Origin of the sequence: Streptomyces longispororuber (assembly GCF_014656095.1) — a bacterium.
GTDB lineage: Bacteria > Actinomycetota > Actinomycetes > Streptomycetales > Streptomycetaceae > Streptomyces > Streptomyces longispororuber.
The window spans coordinates 1-22243 of record NZ_BNBT01000079.1; the positions used below are offsets into that span (position 1 = coordinate 1).

17 protein-coding genes and 1 pseudogene are annotated in these 22243 nt (G+C 73.4%); 10 read left to right on the forward strand and 8 right to left on the reverse strand.

Going from position 1 to position 22243, the window contains the following annotated elements:
* A partial coding sequence (locus IE330_RS22800; protein ID WP_229925847.1) for an SWIM zinc finger family protein occupies positions 1-1127 on the forward strand: 1127 nt, incomplete at its 5' end.
* A gap of 17 nt (positions 1128-1144) precedes the next feature.
* Positions 1145-2866, forward strand: a complete 1722-nt coding sequence (locus IE330_RS22810) for a DUF5691 domain-containing protein (protein ID WP_229925848.1) — start codon at positions 1145-1147, stop codon at positions 2864-2866.
* A 101-nt stretch (positions 2867-2967) separates the two neighbouring features.
* Here IE330_RS22810 and icmB read toward each other — a convergent pair whose 3' ends face one another.
* Complete coding sequence (gene icmB / locus IE330_RS22815) at positions 2968-3384, reverse strand: coenzyme B12-dependent isobutyryl CoA mutase small subunit (protein WP_190137954.1); 417 nt, start codon at positions 3382-3384, stop codon at positions 2968-2970.
* 385 nt (positions 3385-3769) lie between these two features.
* Here icmB and IE330_RS22820 point away from each other — a divergent pair, with 385 nt between their 5' ends.
* Together IE330_RS22820 and IE330_RS22825 are read left to right on the forward strand one after the other, a co-directional pair.
* Positions 3770-4624 (forward strand): esterase/lipase family protein, encoded by an 855-nt coding sequence (locus IE330_RS22820; RefSeq protein ID WP_190137955.1) that lies wholly within the window; start codon positions 3770-3772, stop codon positions 4622-4624.
* Between the two features lie 234 nt (positions 4625-4858).
* Positions 4859-6529: a M23 family metallopeptidase gene (locus IE330_RS22825; RefSeq protein ID WP_190137956.1), complete on the forward strand. Its 1671-nt coding sequence runs from the start codon at positions 4859-4861 to the stop codon at positions 6527-6529.
* Between the two features lie 175 nt (positions 6530-6704).
* On the opposite strand, the gene pcrA is transcribed toward IE330_RS22825, so the two are convergent.
* On the reverse strand, positions 6705-9158 hold the full coding sequence (pcrA, locus tag IE330_RS22830) for a DNA helicase PcrA (protein WP_190137957.1): 2454 nt from the start codon (positions 9156-9158) through the stop codon (positions 6705-6707).
* A gap of 377 nt (positions 9159-9535) precedes the next feature.
* On the opposite strand from pcrA, the pseudogene IE330_RS22835 reads away from it, so the two are divergent.
* Positions 9536-9796: pseudogene (locus IE330_RS22835) on the forward strand (hypothetical protein); the annotation flags it as partial.
* Positions 9797-9850: 54 nt separating this feature from the next.
* Here IE330_RS22835 and IE330_RS22840 read toward each other — a convergent pair.
* Complete coding sequence (locus tag IE330_RS22840; protein WP_190137958.1) at positions 9851-10204, reverse strand: hypothetical protein; 354 nt, start codon at positions 10202-10204, stop codon at positions 9851-9853.
* Between the two features lie 339 nt (positions 10205-10543).
* Here IE330_RS22840 and IE330_RS22845 point away from each other — a divergent pair, with 339 nt between their 5' ends.
* On the forward strand, positions 10544-11632 hold the full coding sequence (locus IE330_RS22845; protein ID WP_190137959.1) for a C40 family peptidase: 1089 nt from the start codon (positions 10544-10546) through the stop codon (positions 11630-11632).
* A gap of 127 nt (positions 11633-11759) precedes the next feature.
* On the opposite strand, the gene IE330_RS22850 is transcribed toward IE330_RS22845, so the two are convergent.
* Both IE330_RS22850 and IE330_RS22855 read right to left on the reverse strand, forming a co-directional pair.
* Entirely contained in the window at positions 11760-12494 is a 735-nt protein-coding gene (locus IE330_RS22850; RefSeq protein WP_190137960.1) for a LuxR C-terminal-related transcriptional regulator, read from the reverse strand.
* Positions 12491-13777: an ATP-binding protein gene (locus IE330_RS22855; protein ID WP_190137961.1), complete on the reverse strand. Its 1287-nt coding sequence runs from the start codon at positions 13775-13777 to the stop codon at positions 12491-12493. Before IE330_RS22855 ends, IE330_RS22850 begins: the two co-directional genes overlap by 4 nt.
* Positions 13778-14349: 572 nt before the next feature.
* Between IE330_RS22855 and IE330_RS22860 the strand changes: the two genes are divergently transcribed.
* Positions 14350-15690, forward strand: a complete 1341-nt coding sequence (locus IE330_RS22860) for a PspC domain-containing protein (protein WP_190137962.1) — start codon at positions 14350-14352, stop codon at positions 15688-15690.
* Positions 15677-15985: a hypothetical protein gene (locus IE330_RS22865; protein ID WP_190137977.1), complete on the forward strand. Its 309-nt coding sequence runs from the start codon at positions 15677-15679 to the stop codon at positions 15983-15985. The genes IE330_RS22860 and IE330_RS22865 overlap by 14 nt, the downstream gene beginning before the upstream one ends.
* Here IE330_RS22865 and IE330_RS22870 read toward each other — a convergent pair.
* Both IE330_RS22870 and IE330_RS22875 read right to left on the reverse strand, forming a co-directional pair.
* Positions 15982-16509, reverse strand: coding sequence for a DoxX family protein (locus IE330_RS22870; protein ID WP_190137963.1), 528 nt, complete (start codon positions 16507-16509; stop codon positions 15982-15984). The genes IE330_RS22865 and IE330_RS22870 overlap by 4 nt on opposite strands.
* Positions 16510-16991: 482 nt before the next feature.
* Positions 16992-18257 (reverse strand): hypothetical protein, encoded by a 1266-nt coding sequence (locus IE330_RS22875; RefSeq protein WP_190137964.1) that lies wholly within the window; start codon positions 18255-18257, stop codon positions 16992-16994.
* 428 nt (positions 18258-18685) lie between these two features.
* Between IE330_RS22875 and IE330_RS22880 the strand changes: the two genes are divergently transcribed.
* Positions 18686-19165 (forward strand): pyridoxamine 5'-phosphate oxidase family protein, encoded by a 480-nt coding sequence (locus tag IE330_RS22880; protein ID WP_190137965.1) that lies wholly within the window; start codon positions 18686-18688, stop codon positions 19163-19165.
* 287 nt (positions 19166-19452) lie between these two features.
* Here IE330_RS22880 and guaA read toward each other — a convergent pair whose 3' ends face one another.
* On the reverse strand, positions 19453-21039 hold the full coding sequence (guaA, locus tag IE330_RS22885; RefSeq protein ID WP_190137966.1) for a glutamine-hydrolyzing GMP synthase: 1587 nt from the start codon (positions 21037-21039) through the stop codon (positions 19453-19455).
* Between the two features lie 850 nt (positions 21040-21889).
* Between guaA and IE330_RS22890 the strand changes: the two genes are divergently transcribed.
* Complete coding sequence (locus tag IE330_RS22890; RefSeq protein WP_190137967.1) at positions 21890-22228, forward strand: chorismate mutase; 339 nt, start codon at positions 21890-21892, stop codon at positions 22226-22228.
* The last annotated feature ends 15 nt before the right edge of the window (positions 22229-22243 follow it).

Consider the following 22243-nt stretch of genomic DNA (forward strand, 5'->3'; position numbering starts at 1 on the left):
GGCCGGCGGCCGACCCCGAGGCGGCGCGCAAGCGGGCGGAGCGCCGCGCCGAGCGGGTCACGGCGGGCGCGACGGAGCTGGAGCGGCGCCTGTCCGACCTGCTGCGCGGCGGCACGGCGACGGCCGAGCAGGCGGGGTACGGCCTGTGGGAGGAGACGGCCGCGCGCATGGTCGACGCCCAGGCGCCGGGACTGGCGTCCCGGGTCCGCGAGTTGGGCGCCATACCCTCCTCCGGGCCAGGCTGGCCCGCCCGGCTCCTGGAGGAGTGCGCGCTGCTGCACCTGCTCACCTCGGGCTGGCTGCACCGCGACCGGCTCCCGGACGCGCTGGCGGCCACGGTCCGCTCCCGCGTCGGCCTGCCCGCACCGGCCCAGGGCGCGCCGGTCAGGGACCGGTGGCAGGTCCTCGCCCAGTACGACACGGCGGACAGCAAGCTCACCACGCGCCGCATCTGGCTGTACGGCGAGGAGTCCGGGCGCACGGCCCTGCTCCTGTCGTACGGGGCGGCCGGCCGCGCCCCCGCGCTCTCGCTGCCGGTGGGCCTGGCCCTGGACGCCGAGCTCGTCCCGTACGCCGCGGACCCCGCGGCGTGCGGCCTCCGCGCCGACCTGGGCGAGCAGTTCGCCGCCCCGGCGCCCACGACGGGCCATCCGCCCGGCGTGGGACCGGCCCAGGCCACGGCCCGGTACGGGGAAGCGCTGCGCGCCGACCCGTGGCTGGACGCCTGGCCAGTGACGCTCGAAGGGGTCGTACCGGTACCGGTGCGTGAGGACGGGGTGGGGCCGGGGGCCGACGCCGACAGCGGCAGCGGTAGCGGCAGCGGCAGCAACACCGGCACAGGCAACAGCGGCACAGGCACCGGCAGCAGCACTGGCACCGGCACCGGCAGAAGCACCAGCACCACCACCCCCGCCCCCACCGGCCCCCTCACCCGCTGGCAACTGGCCGAAGCGGACGGCGACCTGGCCCTGCCCATATCCCCGGCCGCCGCGTCCCGTTCCGGCCTGTGGCGCCTGGTCGCGCTGTCCGGGGGCGCCCCGCTCACCGTCTTCGGCGAGTGCGGCCACCAGGGCTTCACGCCCTTGGCCGCCTGGACGGACGACGCGTCGGAAACCGTGCGGCTGTGAGGAGAGAGGGACCGCAGATGACGACCACACCCACCGTCGGCCACACCCACGCGGCAGCGTCCGACGCCCGGACGACCGCGGCTTCGCAAGCAGCCGAGCCGCCCTCGTCCGACCGGCAAGGCACGCCCTCCCCGCACGCGCGGGCCGCCGTCCCCCTCACCCACGCCCCCTGGGAGGAGCTGGTCACGGCGGCGCTCCTGGGGACGGACCGGCGCAGGCCGCCCCTCTCCGTGCCCGGGAAGGATGCCCCGGCCGCCCTCCTGGACGCGGCCGCCGTCCAGACGGTGCACCGGCGTGCGGGTCTGCGCCCGGCGCCCGCCGCCGCGCGCCCCGAACCCGCGCCCACCGATCCGCGGCCCGTCGTGCCCCGCGCGGCCCGGCGCCGTCTCGCCACCCTGCTCGCCGACCACCCCACGACGGTGGGCGGGCGGCGCGGCACCGCGCCCGACCTCATGGAGCTGCTGCCCCAGTGGCTGGCCCTGGCGAACGACCGAGGGTTCGCGGCCCCGCCGGAGCTGCTTCCCGCGCTGCTCACCGCGGCCCGCGGCCGTACCGACCTGCGCCCCCAGGTCCTGGCCATCGCGGGCCCGCGGGCCCTGTGGCTGGCGCGGCTCAACCCGGACTGGAAGTTCGCGCTGCGTGCCGCCCCGACCGCCGCGTCGGCACCGGCTCAGCGGGACGGTGAGGAGACCGAACGCCGCTGGCAGGAGGGCCTGTTCGCGGAGCGCGTCGCCCTGCTCGCCTCGCTGCGGGCACAGGACCCGGACGCCGCGCGCGCGTTGCTCGTGAGCACCTGGGCGACGGAGCGGGCCGAGGACCGGCTGATGTTCCTGGACTCGCTGCGCACCGGCCTCGGCCCGGCCGACGAGCCCTTCCTGGAGCAGGCTCTGACCGACCGGAGCCGCAACGTCCGCTCCACCGCCGCCGAACTGCTCTCCGCCCTGCCGGACTCGGCGCTCGCCGCCCGCATGGCCGCACGCGCCTCCAGTTGCGTGGCGCTCGACCGGACCGCGAGCACGCCGACGCTCACCGTGGAGGCGCCGCACGAGTGCGACGCGGGCATGGAGCGCGACGGCGTCGTCGCCAAAGCCCCCGCCGGGCGCGGACAACGCTCCTGGTGGCTCGGCCAGTTGGTGGAGGCCGCACCCCTCGCCGTCTGGCCGGGCAGGCTCGGCGGCCGTACCCCCGCCGCCATCGTGGCGCTGCCCGTGGCGGACGACTGGCGCGGCGAGCTGCACGCCGCGTGGTGCCGGGCCGCCGTTCGCCAGCGGGACGCGGACTGGTCACGGGCGCTGCTCGGCTCGCCGTCGGCGCCCGACGCGGCGGGCCCGGGCGCGGTGTCCCTCGCGGAGCGCGCCAAGCTCCTCGCCGCCCTGCCGCAGGACGAGCGGGCCGCCTGGGTGGCGGGCTTCATCGACGCGCACGGCCTGTCCGAGGCCTTCCAGCTCCTGGGCGTCTGCGCGGTGCCCTGGGCGCCCGAGCTCGGCCGCGCGGTGGTGGACGCGCTGAACATCGCGCGGGACGCGGGCAGCTACCCCTGGAGCTTCAGCGGCGTCATGGGCCTCGCCGAGCGCTGCCTCGACCCCGCCGAGGCAGTACGCCTGGACGCCCTCACCGCTCTGCCGGACGAGCCCGAGGACGCCTCACCCGGCGCCGGGGGCTACTGGGCGGAGGCCTTCCAGCGCCTGGCCACCACCCTGCGCCTGCGCGCGGCGATGCGGGAGGAGCTCACGCCGTGACCACACCTCCACGGGGACACCGGCCGCGCGCGCCACGACCGGCTCTCTCCGGCGCGGCAGGCCGCACCCGGGGCGGCGCGGCCCGCTCGGCTCGTAGAGGCTCAAGCCCCGGTCGTCTGCCGCACGTTCTCCCTGACCCACTCCACGATCGCCGTGGTGGTCGCCCCCGGCGTGAAGATCTCCGCGACGCCCATCTGCTTGAGCGGCGCGATGTCCTCCTCCGGGATGATGCCGCCGCCGAAGACCTGGATGTCGGCCGCGTCGCGCTCCTTGAGCAGCTCGATGACGCGCGCGAACAGCGTCATGTGCGCGCCGGACAGGATGGACAGGCCGATCGCATCGGCGTCCTCCTGCAGGGCCGTGTCGACGACCTGCTCGGGCGTCTGGTGCAGGCCGGTGTAGATGACCTCCATGCCGGCGTCGCGCAGCGCCCGCGCGATCACCTTGGCCCCGCGATCGTGGCCGTCGAGCCCCGGCTTGGCGACCACCACGCGGATCGGACCGGCTCCCACACCCATCACTGCCTCCATGTACAGACATCCATGTACGGAAATCCAGCTCTCCCCGCACGGATACCCCGCGCCGCACCGGCCGGGTAGGTGAACGAACGTTATCTCCACCATCCCGCAGCCCGCAGTTTCGTGGTGGAGAGGGAGGGGGAAATCACACGGTGGGACACGTTCGCTGCGCGCCGCCCCCTTGTCACGGGGTGTAATCGGGGGCCGCGCGAGGGGAGCCGCCGCGAGGTCGCCGGGCACCGCGCCGTCAGCCGCACGGCGCACGGGGTGACGGCACGTCGCCCGCGGTGCGACGCATCGTGGTTCGTCATGCCTCGGCCACGGCTTCCCCTGAGGGCACACGGGGGACAGAGGTGTCTGCCCGCGTGCCGACCGGGAGGTCGACATGACGGTCACTAAGGTCCAGGTCGTGCGCCTCTGCGGCGCGCTGCTCCCCGCCAGGCTGGCGGGGATCTCCGTCGCGCTGCTCAAGGCGACGGCCCTGGAGCTGGCGATCCTCGCCGGCCACCTCCTGCTGTACCCCTCGGGCATCGTCCAGGAGCGCCGCCCGGCCCCCCGGCTCGCGCCGCCCGACGCCCCCCGGCTGCCGGCGAGGGACAAGCCGCCGGTGCTGCTCCTGCACGGCTTCATCGACAACCGCTCCGTCTTCGTCCTGCTGCGCCGCAGCCTCGCCCAGCACGGCAGGCAGCATGTGGAGTCCCTCAACTACTCGCCGCTGACCTGCGACATCCGCCTGGCCGCCGAGCTGCTCGGCCGCCACGTGGAGGAGATATGCGAGCGCACGGGACAGCAGCGCGTGGACATCGTCGGCCACAGCCTCGGCGGCCTGATCGCCCGCTACTACGCGCAGCGGCTCGGCGGCGACGCCCGCGTCCGCACGCTGGTCACCCTCGGCACCCCGCACGGCGGCACCCGCGTCGTGCCGCTCGCCGACGCCCACCCGATCGTCCGCCAGATGCGGCCCGGCTCGGACGTCGTCGCGGAGCTGCGGGAGCCCGCGCCGGGCTGCCGTACGCAGTTCGTGAGCTTCTGGAGCGAGCTCGACCAGATCATGGACCCGGTCGAGACCGCCTGCGTCGACCACCCGGACCTGAGCGCGCAGAACGTACGCGTCTCCGGCATCGGGCACCTCGCGCTGCCGGTGCACCCCGCGGTGGCGTCGGCGATCCGGCAGGCGCTCGACCTCGCGGACCCGGCGGCCGACACCCCGGCGTCGGCGGACGGCCTGACGGTCGCCTGACCCGACCGACCCGGCGCGTACCGACCGGGCGCACAACGGCCGCGCGCCCCTCACAACCTCGAACACTTGTCGAACGCAAAGCCAAGGCTGTGCCCACAGTCCGCCGAAAGGCGGCCGAATGCCCGTTTCCTGCGAGCGTGGAACCTGCCGAAGATTGTCGCGCGCGCATACCGCCGGGTACAGTCGCGGCACTGCGCTGCCAGCCCCCATGCTGTCGAGGCGAAAGAGAAGTTGGTGAACGACCGTCACCCGTCGGGGACCCCCACCCCGGCTCCGGCACCCGACGCCGACTACGCCCCTTACGGCTCCTACGACCAGAGCGCACAGCACATCGGCTACGGCTACGACGGCTACGCCACCGGCACCTTCACCGCCACCGGGTTCAACGCCCCGGGCGCGTACGACGGCACGGGCGTCTTCGACACTTCCGGCTCGGGCTTCGCGGTCGGCGGCTTCCCCTCCGACCCGCTCTTCGGCGAACTGCCGGGACAGGCCTACGACACGGGCCAGTGGGCCACCACGGGCCGGCACCCCCTCGGCCACGACGCGTTCGCCGCGCAGCAGCCGTCCGCGCCCGGATCCTCCTCCGCCCCCTCGTCACCCTCGTCCTCGTACGACACGGGCGACCTCGACACCACCGGCCTGTGGGGCTCCGCCGGTTACCGGCCGCTCGCGGACATCCCCGCGCAGCCGGGCCCCGACACCACCGCCACCTGGGACGCCGCCCCGTGGACCGACGACCGGCAGACCGGCCAGTGGGCCACGCAGGTCTTCGACACCGGCGCGTACGACGCCACCGCGTGGAACTCCGCCGACGGCCAGGAGACGTACGACACGACGCCCCGGGCGTACGACGACACGTACGGGACGGACGACCGGGACGGGGCGGCACGGGCGAACGGCTCGGCCACCGAGACCGACGGCGCCTATGAGACCGATGGTGCCTATGAGACCGACGGCGCCTACGAGGCCGCGGGCGCCGGGGCGGACGCGTACCGGCAATCGGGCACCGACGAGGGTGAGTTCACCCCCGGCGACGGCACCGCGGACACGCCCTCCGACACGCCCGGCGACGAACTCGGCGCCGTCGAACCGGGAGCGCACCTCGACGAGCACGCCCCCGTCGAGCGCCCCCGCGCCACCCGCGGCGCCGCGCGTACCCGCTCCCGTTCACGCCGTTCCCCCGCCAAGCGCTCCGCGCTGCTCACCGTCGCCGTGCCGTCGGCGTGCGTGATGGGCGTCGCGGGGGTGGCCGCGGCCTCGGTGGGCGGCCTCAGCGGGGGCGACGACGACAAGCGGGTGCAGGCGGCGGCCGCCCCGGACCCGGCGACCGTGCAGCCGTCCACCACGAACACCAAGCTCGACACCCAGCTCGCCAACCTCTCGGCCGACGCCGGTGACTTCGCCGACCGCGCGAGCCGGACGCAGGAACGTATTGACTTGAAGGCCGCCAAGGAGGCCGCGCACAAGAAGGCCATCGCGGAGGCGGCCCGCAAGGAGCGACTGCGCCCGAAGTTCGCGCTGCCGGTCTCCCAGCACGGCCTCAGCGCGCACTACGGCCAGGCCGGCATCAACTGGATGTCGGCGCACTCCGGCATCGACTTCCCGGTGTCGTACGGCACGCCCGTGATGGCCGCGACCGACGGCGTCGTCTCCACGAAGTGGAACAGCGCCTACGGGAACATGGCGATAGTGACCGCCAAGGACGGCACGGAGACCTGGTACTGCCACCTCTCCACGCACAAGATCTCGCACGGCCCCGTGAAGGCGGGCGACGTCATCGCCTACTCGGGGAACTCCGGCAACTCCACCGGGCCGCATCTGCACTTCGAGGTCCGCCCCGGCGGCGGCTCGGCCATCGACCCGCTGCCCTGGCTGCGCAGTCACGGCCTGGACCCGACGTAACCCGCGCGGCATCTCGCATCCCCGCCCCGCCCGCCCCGGCATGGGGGCATCTCCGCGGCGCCTGGCGTAGCTGAAAGCTTTCGGCAGCACTCCCAGCGGCCTGGCCGTGGCTGACCTCGGCCGCAGGCTTCCTCGTGCCTCGTGGAGGGGACCGCGCCCCTCCACGAGGCGGGGCCTAGAGCTTCTCCACCGGCGCGTACCGCAGCAGCAGCCGCTTCGGCTTGTCCCCGCCGAAGTCCACCGTCGCCTCGGCGTTCGCACCCGAGCCCTTCACGCCGACCACTGTGCCGAGGCCGAACTGGTCGTGCGTGACACGGTCGCCCACCGCGAGCGCGACCACCGGCTTCTCGGACGCCCGGCGCGTGGCGAAGCCCTGCGCGCCCCCGGTGCGCGAACGCGACGACGACAGCGACGACGCCACTCCCCCGGCGGGGCCCGACGACGCGGGCGCCCCCATGGAGCCCGTCCGCTTCCACTCGACGTGCGCCTCCGGGATCTCCTCCAGGAAGCGCGACGGTGGGTTGTACGAGGGCTGGCCCCAGGCGCTGCGCATGGAGGACCGCGTCAGGTAGAGCCGCTCCCGCGCGCGCGTGATGCCGACGTACGCCAGGCGCCGCTCCTCCTCCAGCTCCTTGGTCTGGCCGAGGGCGCGCATGTGCGGGAACACGCCGTCCTCCATGCCCGTCAGGAAGACGACCGGGAACTCCAGGCCCTTGGCGGTGTGCAGCGTCATGAGCGTGATGACGCCCGAGCCGTCGTCCTCCTCGTCGGGGATCTGGTCGGAGTCGGCGACGAGCGCGACCTGCTCCAGGAAGTCGGAGAGCGTCCCGGTCTCGCCGTCCTGGCGCTCCTGCTCGAACTCCAGGGCCACCGCCGCGAGTTCCTGGAGGTTCTCGATGCGGGTCTCGTCCTGCGGGTCCGTGGAGGACTGGAGCTCGGCTAGATAGCCCGTGCGCTCCAGCACGGCCTCCAGGACGACGGCCGGGCCCGCGCCCGACTCGACGACCGTGCGCAGCTCCTCCATGAGCGCGTTGAAGCGCTTGACGGCGTTCACCGAGCGGGCCGCCATGCCGTACGCCTCGTCGACGCGGCGCAGCGCCTGCGGGAAGGAGATCTTCTCGCGCTGCGCGAGCGCGTCGATCATGGCTTCCGCGCGGTCGCCGATGCCGCGCTTCGGCACGTTCAGGATGCGGCGCATCGGTACGCCGTCCTCCGGGTTGGCGAGGACCCGCAGGTAGGCGAGGACGTCGCGGACTTCCTTGCGCTCGTAGAAGCGGACGCCGCCGACGACCTTGTACGGCAGGCCGACGCGGATGAAGATCTCTTCGAAGACACGGGACTGCGCGTTCGTCCGGTAGAAGATCGCGACGTCGCCGGCCTTGGCCTCGCCCGCGTCCGTGAGCCGGTCGATCTCGTCGGCGACGAACTGCGCCTCGTCGTGCTCGGTGTCGGCGACGTACCCGGTGATACGGGAACCGGCGCCCGCGTTCGTCCACAGGTTCTTGGGACGGCGGCTCTCGTTGCGCTCGATGACCGCGTTGGCGGCGCTCAGGATCGTCTGGGTGGAGCGGTAGTTCTGCTCCAGGAGGATCGTGGTCGCGTCCGGGTAGTCCTCCTCGAACTGGAGGATGTTGCGGATCGTGGCGCCGCGGAAGGCGTAGATCGACTGGTCGGCGTCACCGACGACGCACAGCTCGGCGGGGTCGTCGCCCTCGCCCCCGGCGGGGCCGACGAGCTCGCGCACCAGGGCGTACTGGGCGTGGTTCGTGTCCTGGTACTCGTCGACCATGACGTGCCGGAAGCGGCGGCGGTAGTGCTCGGCGACGTCCGGGAAGGCCCGCAGGAGGTGGACCGTCGTCATGATCAGGTCGTCGAAGTCGAGGGCGTTGGCCTCGCGCAGCCGCGACTGGTACATCGCGTACGCCTGGGCGAGGGTCTTCTCGAACCCGTCGGCGGCCTGGGCGGCGAAGTCCTCCTCATCGATCAGCTCGTTCTTCAGGTTGGAGATCTTGGCGCTGAAGGACTTGGGCGGGAACTTCTTCGGGTCCAGGTCCAGGTCGCGGCAGACCAGGGCCATCAGCCGCTTGGAGTCCGCGGCGTCGTAGATCGAGAAGGAGGACGTGAAGCCCAGCTTCTTGTACTCCCGGCGCAGGATGCGCACGCAGGCGCTGTGGAACGTCGACACCCACATCGCGCCCGCGCGCGGGCCGACGAGCTGCTCGACGCGCTCCCTCATCTCGCCCGCGGCCTTGTTGGTGAAGGTGATCGCGAGGATCTGGCCCGGGTGCACCCCGCGCTCGGCCAGCAGGTACGCGATGCGGTGGGTCAGTACGCGCGTCTTGCCGGAGCCGGCTCCCGCGACGATGAGCAGCGGGGAACCCGCGTGCACGACGGCCGCGCGCTGGTTCTCGTTCAGCCCGTCGAGCAGCGCCGCCGGGTCGATCGCCGGGCGCGGGGCGCCGTCCCGGTAGTACGCGTCCTGGGGCACGGGCGCGTCGAACTTCCCGCCGAACAGGTCCTCCGGAATCGGCTCCGGAGCGCTGTCCTCGGGCGGCGGCGGGGGCTCCTCCTGCCCGCCCTGCGAGGGCGTGAGGTCCGCCAGGAAGCTGTCGTCAAAGAGGCTGCTCATCGCCTCCCGAGTCTAGGCGGCCCCACTGACAGCCGACCCCGGGTTCCGGCCATCGCCCGTGCCCGGTCCCGGCGCGCCGGGCGCCCGCCGGGCCGTCGCACCGTGCCGCACCGCAGGTGAGCGGCCTCGCGGGGGCGCCAGGGCGGCACGGGCGCGGGGCCGGGGGCCTGGCGAGGTGCGCAACATCACGAAAACGTCTGGGGTCCGAGGGCCGTCCGGGGGCGGGGCGTGGGTGGCTCCGGCTCGGGCTTCGGCTTCGGCTTCGGCTTCGGCTGGACGCTGGTCGGCACGGAGGTGTGGCGGTACCTACGCCCCGGCCGGGGCACGGACGTGGGCACCGGGGTCGTAGGGCCGCCTGGTCCCTCGTGGGGTGCCTCCCAGGAAACGTACAGCGGCTCACGCACCGCCCCGAAATGCCGCTGCAGTGGAGGTGCCAGCAACTGCTGACCGTCCATACCGGCGAACAGATCTGGGGTCTGCTCGACGTCCTCCCCGGCACCTTCGACAAGATCCCGGAGACTCTGGACACGGCCTCCAAAAAGGACATCATCAGCCGCATTGAGCGAGCAGTAACCGTCCGCGCATGGACGGAACGGACGCGCGTGACGGCGCCTGACACCGAAAGCGAGAACCTGTAGCCCTCACGTGCGGAGCCAAACCGACGCCGGAGAACGACGCCGGAAAACGACGCCCTACGTCCACAGGACGGCGATGAAGATGTTCGCCACGGTGAGCGCGCCGACCGCGCCGAACAGCGCCTTGTCGACCCTTTCCTCGTCCCGTTTCACGTACACGAGCCCCAGGATGACGATCAGCAGCGCCATCTTGATGCCGATCTTGAGGTTGTTGACCGCGTTGTCGTCGGCCTGGTTCAGGCCGACGAGGGCCACGCCGGTGATCAGCATGGTCAGCGCGCCGTGCAGCATGGCGGGGCTGAAGCGGGCCGTGCCCTCGCCCATCGCCTTCATCTGGGTCAGGAAGCCGCCCAGGAGCGCGGCGATACCGATGATGTGCAGGCCGACGAAGAGATGGATGAGTACGTCCATGGGGCGAGCCTAACGGGGCCCTTAGCACCTCCCTCCAGCCAGGTGGGCCGCAACTGCCACCTCGGTCACGGGTACGGGTCAAGCGGACCGCGGCCCGGCTCCGGTCCGGTCGCGTCCGGTCACGAGCGGGCCGCACGCGTCACTTCCGCACAACGGGTCACGACCCGGTGACAGCGAGGTTTAGCGTCCTTGACCGGTGACCGGCTCCCCACCGCCGTCCGGACCAGGGGCGGCAGCCGACCACCACCGCCGAGAAGTCCGGCGGCGTCCCGTCCCCCCCTGTGCGCGGCGCCGCCGGACACGTCCCGGACCGCCACCGTGGAAGGACGTGGAGCCTCCGTGGCACAGCACCGCAAGCCGAAGCACCGCTCGCTCAGCGGACACACGGCCCGCACCGCCGCCACCCTCGCCCTCGCGTCGGCCGCGACCGTGACCGCCTTCGAAGGCACCGGTCACGCCGAGCCGCGCCCCACCACCGGCGAGGTGAAGGCCAAGGTCGACAAGCTCTACCGCGAGGCGGAGATCGCCACCGAGAAGTACAACGGCGCCAAGGAGAAGGCCGACCGGGCCGAGTCCGCGCTGCGGGACCTGCGCGACGAGGCAGCCCGCAGGACCGAGCGGCTCAACTCCGCGCGCCGGAGCCTGGGCTCCCTGGCCACCGCCCAGTACCGCTCCGGCGGCGTCGACCCGTCCGTCCAGCTCGCGCTCTCCACCGACCCGGACGCGTTCCTCGACCGGGCCTCCCGTGCCGACCGCGTCGGCCGGCGCCACGCCGCGGAGATCGCTGGCGTACGGCGGCAGGTCCGTGAGCTCGACCAGTTGCGCACCGAGGCCGACGACACGCTCCAAGACCTCAAGTCCCGCCAGGCGGACCTGCGGAAGCACAAGAAGACCGTGACCGGCAAGCTCGGCGAGGCCCGGCGGCTGCTCGCCAGGCTGACCGCCGAGGAGCGGGCCCGCCTGGCCGCCGCCGAGCGGGAGGACGGCGGGGAGGACGAGCGGGAGGACAGGGGCAGGGCGTCACGCGCCGCCCCCCGCCCCGCCGCCGCGCCGGCCCCCGGTGCCACGAAGGCCCCCAACGCCCGCGCCGCGCAGGCGGTCTCGTACGCCTACAAGGCACTCGGCAGCCCCTACGTGTGGGGCGCCACCGGCCCGGACGCCTTCGACTGCTCCGGTCTCACCCAGGCCGCCTACCGCTCGGCCGGCGTCTCGCTGCCCCGCACGACGTACGCCCAGATCGACGCCGGCCGCCGTGTCCCGCGCTCCGAGCTCCAACCGGGCGACCTGGTCTTCTTCTACTCCGGCATCAGCCACGTCGGCCTCTACGTCGGCGACGGCCAGATGATCCACGCCCCCAACCCGAGCGCCCCGGTACGCCTGGCGCCCCTCGACGAGATGCCGTTCGCGGGCGCCACCCGGGTGGCGTGAGGCGGTGCCTTTCCGGCAGCCGGGACGCCTCCGACCGCCGGGGCGGGGCGGCCGCCGGGGCAGGCCTACCGCCGGGACGGGGCGAGCACCGAGGTCGGGCCGGTCGCCGGAGCGGGCCAGCCGCCGCTCAGACCAGGCGCCGGGCCGCCGCCCAGCGCGTCAGCTCGTGCCGGTTGGAAAGCTGGAGCTTCCTCAGGACCGCCGACACATGCGACTCGACCGTCTTCACCGAGATGTACAACTGCTTGGCGATCTCCTTGTAGGCGTACCCTCGCGCGATGAGGCGCAGCACCTCGCGCTCGCGCTGGGTGAGGCGGTCCAGGTCCTCGTCGACCGGCGCCGCGTCCGTCGAGGCGAAGGCGTCGAGGACGAAACCGGCGAGCCGCGGCGAGAACACCGCGTCGCCCTCCTGGACCCGGAAGATCGAGTCGACCAGGTCCGTACCCGTGATGGTCTTGGTGACGTACCCCCGGGCACCGCCCCGGATCACGCCGATGACGTCCTCCGCGGCGTCCGACACCGACAGCGCGAGAAACCGCACCGGGCGCTCCGCGTCCGCCATCAACGCGGCACACCGGCGCAGCACTTCCACACCGCCGCCGCCCGGCAGATGCACGTCGAGCAGCACGACCTCGGGCCGGGCGTTCGTGATCACCGTGACCGCCTGGTCGACGTCCGCTGCCTCACCGACGACCTCGACGCCCGTGCGCTCGGTCCGGCCGATCTCCGCCTGCACGCCGGTGCGGAACATCCGGTGGTCGTCGACCAGGACGACCTTCACCCGCCGCGCGGGCCCACGCTCGTCCTCTCCCGCCCCGACAGCCGGATCCACGGGCCCGCCCGCCTCGGTCGCGTCGCTCATGTCGCCGCCGTCCTCTCCATCTCCAGCTCGACTTCGGTACCGCCGCCCGGCACCGTACGCAGCCGCGCCGTGCCGCCGTTGCGCTGCATGCGGCCGATGATCGATTCTCGTACGCCCATGCGGTCGTCCGGCACCGCGTCCAGGTCGAAGCCCGGGCCCCGGTCCCGAACGGACACGAAGACCGTCTCCCCCTCGACCTCGGCGAAGACCTGCACCGCACCGCCCTCGCCACCGTACTTGGCGGCGTTCACCATTGCTTCCCGCGCGGCCTGGGCCTGTGCCGTCAGGCGCTCGTCGAGCGGGCAGTCCCCGACGACGACCACCTCGATCGGCACGCCGTGCTTGTCCTCGACCTCCGCGGCGTCGCGCCGGACCGCCTCGGCGAGGGTGTCGGGCTCCTCCGCCTCCTCCTTGCCGGTGCCTTCCGGCTTGTACAGCCAGGCGCGCAGGTCACGCTCCTGCGCGCGGGCGAGGCGGCGGACCTCGCCCGGACTGTCCGCGTTGCGCTGGATCAGCGTCAGCGTGTGCAGCACCGAGTCGTGCACGTGGGCGGCGACCTCCGCGCGCTCCTGGGCACGGATGCGCATCAGGCGTTCCTCGGAGAGGTCCTGCGTCATCCGGACGAGATAGGGCCCCGCGAGGAGAGCTATGCCGACGAGCACGGCGAGCGCCGCCTGGAGCGCCGCGCCGAGGTCGGAGGCGGAGCCGCGCAGGACGAAGATGCCGGACACGCCGACGCCGACGAGGAGCACCCCGGCCGCGGTCCGGGCGATCGTCAGGGTGCGGCGTCTGCGGCCGACCTCCATCCAGCGGGCCCGCCGGGCGTTGTCCGCCTGGCGCCAGACGAGGGCGACACCGGCCGCGACGAGCAGCGCCGGCCACAGGTATGCCTTCGTCGGACCGCCGAGGTCCACGCTGCCGACGAAGACCATGGCGACAGCCAGCATCGCGAGGAGCGCGACGATCTGACCCTTGTCCGGTCTGCGGGCGACGAGTCTTCGACGGCCGTCCGGCGCGGTCTCCGTGGCCACCACGGTGGCGCGGTGCGCCCCGACGCCCCCCACGCCGAGCGGCACGAAGAACCAGAACGCCGCATACAGCAGCGCACCGAGGCCGTTCGCGGTGAAGAGGCCGATGAAGATGAGCCGCACCCAGATGACGGGCAGTCCGAGGTGCCCGGCGAGACCGCGCGCGACCCCGCCGAGCAGGCGACCCTCGCCGCTGCGATAGAGCTTCCGCAGCGGCCGCTCGTCTTCGATGGGTGCAGTCACGGCGTCCGGCATGCCATCGATGGTCACACGCGAGCAGGTCCGGGGACATCAGGGTCGATCCCCGAGACTCCCCTGATCTCGGGCCGGGTGGCGGCCGTGCGGTGGAGCGGGAGCGGGACCCGGCGAATCCTGGCCGGACGGTGGCGGGGGCCCGTCGGTCGGGACGGGGCCGCCGGGGCTGTGGCGGGGGGCGGGGTTGTCGGGGCCGCGTGGCGCAGCGGGGCTGTGGCGCGGGGCGTCACACCGCTGCGATGCGGGGTGTCACACCGCTGCCGCGTCGCGCAGCGGGGCCGATCTGACGAGCCGCGCCACGCAGGCCGAGCTGACGCACCGCGCCGCGCGAAGCCGCAGGCCAGGCGCTACGCAAAGCCAGCCGAGTGTCGCCGCGCAGGCGCCTGCTGGGCGGGAGGCGTCGGGCGGGAGCCGTCGGGAGGGGAGCCGCGGGGTGGGATCCGTCGGGCTTCGCCGTGCGGGGTGGAGCCCCGTGTCAGGGTTCCGGCTCGGGGGACGTCAGGGGCGATATCAGGGTTCGGCCAGGGTTGTCCCGACTGCCGTGGGCGGGCCGCGGCCGTCACCATGGAGTCATGACCGATCAGCAGCCCGCGCCGGGCCCGCAGGCCCCGCCGCGCGACCGTCCGTCCGCCCCGGCCGAGGGGCCCGGCGTGCCGGAGGCCGTGCGTGAGCGCACGTTCCGCCGCGACCGCCGGCACCGCAAGCTGGGTGGCGTGTGCGCGGGGCTCGGGCGGCACTGCGACATGGACCCGGTGATCTTCCGCATCGGCCTGGTCGTGCTCGCGGTCACGAGCGGGCTCGGTCTCGTCTTCTACGGCTTCGCCTGGCTGCTCATCCCGTACGAGGGAGAGGAGGAGAACGAGGCGCGACGGCTCCTGACCGCCCGCGTCGACGGCCACGCCCTCACGGCGGTGCTGTTCGCGCTCGTCGGCTGCGGCGTGTTCCTGACCCTGCTGGCCAACGGTACGGCGCTGACCTTCGCGGCGGTCCTCGGTCTGCTCCTCGCGGGCGCGGGGTACTGGTCGCGGCAGCGCGGCGCGCCGGACCCCGACCCGGTGGCCGCGCAGGCGGTGGCCGACGCCCCGCCGGAGACGAAGGCCCCGCCCGTCACCGGTGCCCCGTCCTGGTGGCGCGATCCCATGGGCAAGGAGGGCTATGAGAGCACGACGCCGCAGTACCTTTGGGGACCGGACCCGGTGGCGGTGGAGTACCTGCCGGACGCGCCGCACACCCCGGCAGGGCGCGCGCCCGACCTGACCTCCGGGCCCGGCGGCCGGTCCGGGCCGCGCTGGATCGGTGGCTGGGTGTTCCTGGCCGCCGTGCTCGCGGCCTACCTCGGCACGAGCCTGACGTGGAAGGACCAGCCTCTGGGCACCAGCCTGCAGACCGGCTTCGCCTGTGCTCTCGCCGTGCTCGGCCTGGGCATCGCGGTCAGCTCGTTCCTGGGGCGCGTGGGCGCGGGTTCCATCGTGCTCGCGGTGGTCACCGCCACCTTGCTCGCGGCCTCGGCCGCCCTCCCGAAGAACATCACCACGGACTGGATACGCACGGACTGGCGCCCGGCCACCGCCGCGGACGTGCGTCCGCGGTACGAGTTGGGGACGGGCGTCGGCACCCTGGACCTGAGCCGGATCGACCTCGGCAAGGACCGGACGGTGCGAGCCCACGCCGAGGTGGGCGCCGGGAAGCTGAAGGTGATCGTGCCGAAGGAGGCCGAGGTGAAGCTGAGGATCGATGTGGGCGTCGGGGACATCCAACTGCCGAGCGACGACAGCCAGGACGTGGACATCGCTCCCGACAAACAGAAGAGGACGACCCTGAAGCCGCCTGCGGGTGCCAAGGACGGCAGCATGCTGGACCTCAGGCTTCACGTCGGCATCGGGCAGGCGGAGGTGAGCCGTGCTACGTCATGAGTTCCAGCCGGGGCGGCTGGTGGCCGGCCTGTTCATGGGCCTGGCCGGGTTCGTCTACGCGGGCGACGCGGGCGGCCTGTGGGACACGCCCTGGTTCGCGATCATCCCGATCGTGGTCGGCGGGCTGTGCCTCGCGGGCGCCACGGCGACCGTGGCGGGCATACGCAAGGGCCCCGCGGGTCGCGGGGACAGCCGCCGTCAGTGGACGCTCACCGGGCACATAACCACCGGCGGCGCCCCCGGCGCGGCGGGCACGGCGCAGACTGGCGACACGGACGAGGCGGGCCGGGGTTAGCCCAGCCGCAGCCCGGAGGCGCTCCGGCGTGCGGCGAGCCAGGCGTCGACGGAGAGGAAGGACGCCCCGGCGAGCACCAGCGGCAGCCAGGCCATCAGGTACGCGAGGTCGTTGCCGTAGTAGTAGGGCTCGGTGGACCAGCTCATGGTCAGCCAGAGACTGAGCGAGACGAGGGCGCCGCCGAGCGCGGCGATCCGGGCGAACAGGCCGATGAGGGTGCCGATGCCGACGGCCACCTCGCCGAGGGCGATGGCGTACCCGAAGCCGACCGGGCTCTTCAGGGCCAGGTCCACGAGGTCGGGGATCGCGGAGAGGTCGCGGATGTCGCGCATCTGCTGGCCGATCGAGCCGGGTCCGCTCTCCTTCATGAAGGCGCTGTCGGTGAGCTTGTCCAGGCCCGCGTAGAGAAAGGTGACGCCGAGGAAGATCCTCAAGGGGAGCAGGGCGTAGCGCGAGGCGGAGTCCCGCCAGTCGTTCCGTCCGGTGAAGCCGCTGTGGCCGCCCGTGCGCATGCCGTGAGCCATGGCTGTCCGCCACCTCTCCCGTTGAGCCGTCAACTGACGATACGGAGGAAAGGCAGCCGCCGCTCAGTGGCGTGCGGAGGATTCCATCAGGCGAGCCCGGAACCGCAGGAGGAGGGCGGTCCCGGGCGCATGGGAGGGGGAGCAGTCGTGCACCGATCAGGCGCGGTGTGGTCCGCCCGGCGGTCCCTGGGGGTCGGCCGGCGGTCCATGGAGGTCGTCGGGCAGTCCATGGCAGTCGTCGGGCGATCCACGCGGGCCGTTCGGAGGTCCGTGCGGGAAGTGCGGCGGTCCTTGCGGGAAGTGCGGCGGCCTGCGGCCAGGGGGCGGCGGTCCGTGTGGGAGGCGTGGCGGTCCGCGCATCGGGCGCGGCGGCCCGTGCGGGAAGAGGGGCAGTCAGGCCGGGACGGGTGGCGGTCCGCGTGGCGGAGGCCTTGGTTCGTGTGGGAGAGGTGGGGTATTGCGCGGAGGGATCGGCAGGGTGGTCAGTCCGTCACGTCGATGGTGCAGCGGTTGGTCTCGACGCCTGCGGCGGTGATGACCTGTACGTCAACGCGTCCCGGTTCGACATCGACCGGCACCGGCACGGTCAGGACGGTGTCCGAGGGGTTGGTGAACCCCCCGGCGACGGGCACCAGGGGCACGTGGACGTGGACGGTACCGATCCGGACGGCCATCCGGGCCAGTCGGTCCGCGCTCTGCGCGCCGGGCGGCACGAAGCCCGCGCCGCGGATCTCGATGTCGTCGCCGGTGCGGATCGGGGCGTCCAGGTCACCCGCCTCGCGGGCGCGGACGACGGAGAGGATGACGGGCCGACCGCCTTCGGAGTACTTGCCCGCCACGTATGTGGCGGCCGACACGAGCACGAGGAGGGCGAGCCCCCAGGGCAGGTCGGGCAGGTGCTCCGGGCGGCGGGCGAGCCGGACGGCGGCGAAGACGACGGCGGCGGTGCTGATGAGGAAGTACTGGGCGTCCGCGAAGTGGCCGCGGCCCGAGTCGTCGGTGAGGAGGTCGGCGGCCCGCGGCCGGTCGGCGCGCACCTTCTGGAGCTTCTGGCCGAGGACTCTGAGACCCACGACGCGGCGCACGAGCACGGCGACGGCGCAGACGACGGCGAGGACGGTCACGAGGCCCGCGGCGCGGTCGATCTGGAGGCCGTCGACAAGGTCATCGCGCGCCTCGCGCGTGGACGCGGCGGCGAGTTCACCCGCGAGCACGAGCACGGCGAAGACGACGAGCAGCACCCAGGAGGCGGCGACGGCCCGGGAGGTGGACAGGCGGTTGTCCTCGCCGATGATCGGCGCGAGGACGCCGCCACGGGCCCGGTGCAGATACGCGGCGCCGGACAGCAGGAGCGCCATGACGAGCGCCGCGACCAGGCCGGCCGTGCGCGTGTCCGACCACCCGGCGCCGACCGCCGTGAGGGCCTGGACGAGCAGCAGCGCGACGACGCCCACCCAGACGGCGGCGAGGGTGTACCGCCACAGGCGGGCGAGCCAGGCCTCGCCCTCGGCACGCCCGCGTTCGGCGACCACCCGGGCGGACTGGGTCAGCTCGTCCGACACCCACTGGCGGGACGCGCCCGCCGAGTGGACGACGGCCGCGGGCACCCCGCGACCGGCCGCCAGTTCGTCGCGCTTGGCGAGGAATGCGGCCACGGCACGCCGGTGCCCCTCGCGTGCGCCGTGCGGGCAGTCGCCGCATGTGCAGCCGCCCCCGTGCGTGCTCTGCCTGGCTTCCTGCACCGCCACCGCGTACGCCGCCTTCCCCGCCCTCGGCCGAGGCCGTGATCGAACTCGCGGCCGGATCTACGACCGGCCACGGGCTCGCGAACTACCCTGCAACGACTGGGAATTGTGCCGTACGGACGCCTGTGCGTGTTCCGCGGGTCAGGTCAACGCGGGTGGTCTGCGGACACGCGTGTTGACGGGAGGCCAGAGCGGGGCCGTGGAGGGACCGGGCGGGGTGGACGCGGCGGGGACGGGTGAGCAGGCCGGGTTTCCCGCCCCCGGCGTCCCGTCGAGGAGGTCGGCGGGTGCTCCGGAGCGCCGGACGGCCGGTGGTGATCCGCGGGAAGGGCATGGCGAAGGGGTTCACTCGGAAGCAGTCCGGGCGAGCGCGGGGGCGCGGCTCCGAAAAGAGGACAGAAGGTGTCGGGTATGAGCGTCAGACTCGAGGCATGTCGTACAGATGGGAAGCCTTCGCCATCACAGAGCCCGAGTTCGCGGCGACCGTCGAGAAGCGGTTCGGCGCGTTCACCCATCACGTCCTGGCGACGCTCCGCAAGGACGGATCACCGCGCACCACGGGGATCGAGGTGCGGTTCCTGCACGGGGAGCTGTGGCTCGGCATGATGCCGAACTCGTACAAGGCGCTGGACCTGCGCCGCGACCCGCGGTTCTCCCTCCAGGCGAATCCGGGTGCGGGCACGGAGATGGGAGGCGGGGACGTCCGGATCGCGGGGCGCGCGGTGGAGGTGCGCGACCCCGAGGTGATCGCGCGCTACGCGGACGTGGTGAACCCCCCGGACCCGGACGCGTTCCACCTTTTCCGCACCGAGCTGACGGAGGTCGTCCGTACGTACATCGAGGACGAGAAGTATCTGGCGGTGCTGCTGTGGCGTCCGGGACGGCCGGTGCGGAAGACCCGCCGCACCTGAGGGTCGGCCGTCTTCCGCCGTGCACACCGCACCGCCGGCCGCGCGGACACACGCCGTGCCGTCTCCTCGCGCAAGCGGGGCGCGTCACCCCTGTCACGGTCATGCCCGGCGGCGCGTGCCTCGGGTACACGGACCGCAGTGGCGGGGGTGGTTCGTGCGTGCGTTTGCCGGACTGGCGCGGTGTCGCGCGGCCGCCGGGTGCGGCGGGTGCCGTCGGCCTCCCGTACGCGGACGGCGCCGTCCGCCTCTCGCGAGGCGGACGGCGCCGTGCCGGTACTGCGGGGAGGTCACTCCCACTCGATGGTGCCCGGCGGCTTGCTGGTGACATCGAGGACGACGCGGTTGACGTCGGCGACCTCGTTGGTGATGCGGGTGGAGATGCGGGCGAGCACGTCGTACGGCAGCCGGGACCAGTCGGCCGTCATCGCGTCCTCGGAGGAGACGGGCCGCAGCACGATCGGGTGGCCGTAGGTACGGCCGTCGCCCTGGACGCCCACGGAGCGGACGTCGGCGAGGAGCACCACGGGGCACTGCCAGATCTCGCGGTCGAGGCCGGCGGCGGTGAGTTCCTCGCGGGCGATGGCGTCGGCCTCGCGCAGCAGGTCGAGGCGCTCCTTGGTGACCTCGCCGACGATGCGGATGCCGAGGCCGGGGCCCGGGAAGGGCTGACGCTGGACGATCTCCTCGGGCAGGCCGAGCTCCTGGCCCACCATGCGCACCTCGTCCTTGAACAGCTTGCGCAGCGGTTCGATGAGCTGGAACTCGAGGTCTTCGGGGAGGCCGCCCACGTTGTGGTGGGACTTGATGTTGGCGGTGCCGGTGCCGCCGCCGGACTCGACGACGTCCGGGTAGAGGGTGCCCTGGACCAGGAACTCCACCGGCTGGTCGCCGGGCGCCTCGGCGACGATTTCGGCCTGGGCCTGCTCGAAGACGCGGATGAACTCGCGGCCGATGATCTTCCGCTTCTCCTCGGGGTCGGACACCCCGGCGAGCGCGGACAGGAACCGCTCCTGCGCGTCGACGACCTTGAGCTGGACGCCGGTGGCGGCGACGAAGTCCTTCTCGACCTGCTCGGTCTCGCCCTTGCGCATCAGGCCGTGGTCGACGTACACGCAGGTGAGCTGGGAGCCGATGGCCTTCTGCACCAGGGCGGCGGCCACGGCGGAGTCGACGCCGCCGGACAGGCCGCAGATGGCGCGCTTGGTGCCGACCTGCTCGCGGATGGCGGCGACCTGCTCTTCGATGACGTTGCCGGTGGTCCAGTTCGGCTTCAGGCCCGCGCCGCGGTAGAGGAAGTGCTCCAGGACCTGCTGGCCGTGCGTGGAGTGCATGACCTCGGGGTGGTACTGGACGCCGTAGAGCTTCTTCTCGTCGTTCTCGAAGGCGGCGACGGGGACGAGGTCCGTGGAGGCGGTGACCGCGAAGCCCTCGGGGGCGGCGCTGCACGCGTCGCCGTGGGACATCCACACGGACTGCTCCGCCGGGGTGCCCTCGAAGAGGGTCGAGCCGGGCTTGGAGACGGCGAGCGGGGTGCGGCCGTACTCGCGGGCACCGGTGTTGTCGACCGTGCCGCCGAGGGTGGTCGCCATGAGCTGGAAGCCGTAGCACATGCCGAAGACGGGGACGCCCGCCTCGAAGAGGGCGCCGTCGACGGACGGGGCGTGCTCCGCGTACACCGAGGACGGGCCGCCGGAGAGGATTATGGCCGCGGGCTTCTTGGCGAGCATCTCCGAGACCGGCATGGTGCTCGGCACGATCTCGCTGTAGACCCGGGCCTCGCGGACGCGGCGGGCGATGAGCTGGGCGTACTGCGCTCCGAAGTCGACGACCAGGACGGTGTCGGGAGCGGCGGCAGCGGGAGTCGCTGAGGACACGGCGGCGGCCTTCCGGCGTTGAGCGTGCGCAGGAGGCTCGTGAGGGGGGAGTGCACGAGGGGTGCGCGCGCGGTTGGAGCTGGGGTTGTTTTGTCAATTCTAACGGGAGCGACTGTCGCTCCTTCGTCGCATCCGACGGGGCCGGGGTTCGAGTCCGGTGCCCGGGGGTCCTCGTCCGAGGTGCCGCGCCAGCGATTGCGCGAACGTCTGGGCTGGGGGTGGGGGACGCCGCCGGGGGTGACGTGCCGCGGATACCGGGCGCGCCCGGTCCCAGCGCCAGGGCCAAGGCCAAGGCCAAGGCCAGGGTCGCCGGACCGGCTTCGGCCGTGGGGCCCGGGCGACGGGACAGCAGCCCGGGACCCGCGCCGGACACGGGCCTCGGCCCCCTGCCGGGCCCGGACAACGGGCCTTGTCTCCAGGTCCTCACGCCGGGCCCAGGCCGCACCCAGGCCCATGGGGCAGCCGCACCCGGGCTCGGGCCGCCGACCGCTCTCCCGCTCCCCACGTCACCGCGCACCACACGCCCCACGCACCGCCCCCTCAGCGCACACCCCCGCCCCCTCCGCTCCGCCTACTCCACTCCACCCACTCCCCCGTCTCACCATGCGAGCCGCCCCCGTCCCGGATTGACCCGGGAGGCGCGTGTCGGGGCATACTGGGCCCGTGAACAAGCACCTCGGCTTCCTCTTTACCTATGGCAACCGGCCCGCCGGCTGCCATGGTCGAGCTGCTTGATCTCCTGACAAGCGACTTCCCAGGCGCCCCGGGCCGAAAGGCCCGGGGCGTTCTGTCGTTCCCGGTCCTGTCGTCCCGGAGCGCTCCACCCGCCACCACCCGCGAGGAGCCCACCATGACCACGACCGCACAGCACACCGCGGCCTCTGCCCCGGCAGCCGCCGCCCCCTCGGCCGCGCCCGCCGAGCGGACCGGCGCCCGTACACCGGAGGCCGCCGAGCTGATCGGCGGTGCCCGTGAGCGGATCGACGCGCTCGACGACCGGATCATTGGTCTGGTCCAGGAGCGGATGGCGGTCTCCGCGGTGATCCAGGAGGCCCGCATCGGCTCCGGCGGGCGCCGGGTGAACCTCGCACGCGAGATGGAGATTCTCAGCCACTACCGGGACGCGCTCGGCAAGCCCGGCACCGCGCTCGCGATGACGCTTCTGGAGCTGTGCCGGGGCCGCGTCTGAGCCGGGGACTCACCC

Bases quoted from the DNA above. Each gene is read 5' to 3' on its own strand.
- IE330_RS22855 (WP_190137961.1), bottom strand. From the start codon at position 13,777: ATGCCGGACGCCGTGACTGCACCCATCGAAGACGAGCGGCCGCTGCGG.
- IE330_RS22880 (WP_190137965.1), top strand. From the start codon at position 18,686: ATGTCGTACAGATGGGAAGCCTTCGCCATCACAGAGCCCGAGTTCGCG.
- IE330_RS22890 (WP_190137967.1), top strand. From the start codon at position 21,890: ATGACCACGACCGCACAGCACACCGCGGCCTCTGCCCCGGCAGCCGCC.
- IE330_RS22860 (WP_190137962.1), top strand. From the start codon at position 14,350: ATGACCGATCAGCAGCCCGCGCCGGGCCCGCAGGCCCCGCCGCGCGAC.
- IE330_RS22820 (WP_190137955.1), top strand. From the start codon at position 3,770: ATGACGGTCACTAAGGTCCAGGTCGTGCGCCTCTGCGGCGCGCTGCTC.
- IE330_RS22810 (WP_229925848.1), top strand. From the start codon at position 1,145: ATGACGACCACACCCACCGTCGGCCACACCCACGCGGCAGCGTCCGAC.
- IE330_RS22870 (WP_190137963.1), bottom strand. From the start codon at position 16,509: ATGGCTCACGGCATGCGCACGGGCGGCCACAGCGGCTTCACCGGACGG.
- pcrA (WP_190137957.1), bottom strand. From the start codon at position 9,158: ATGAGCAGCCTCTTTGACGACAGCTTCCTGGCGGACCTCACGCCCTCG.
- IE330_RS22840 (WP_190137958.1), bottom strand. From the start codon at position 10,204: ATGGACGTACTCATCCATCTCTTCGTCGGCCTGCACATCATCGGTATC.
- icmB (WP_190137954.1), bottom strand. From the start codon at position 3,384: ATGGGTGTGGGAGCCGGTCCGATCCGCGTGGTGGTCGCCAAGCCGGGG.
- IE330_RS22850 (WP_190137960.1), bottom strand. From the start codon at position 12,494: ATGAGCGACGCGACCGAGGCGGGCGGGCCCGTGGATCCGGCTGTCGGG.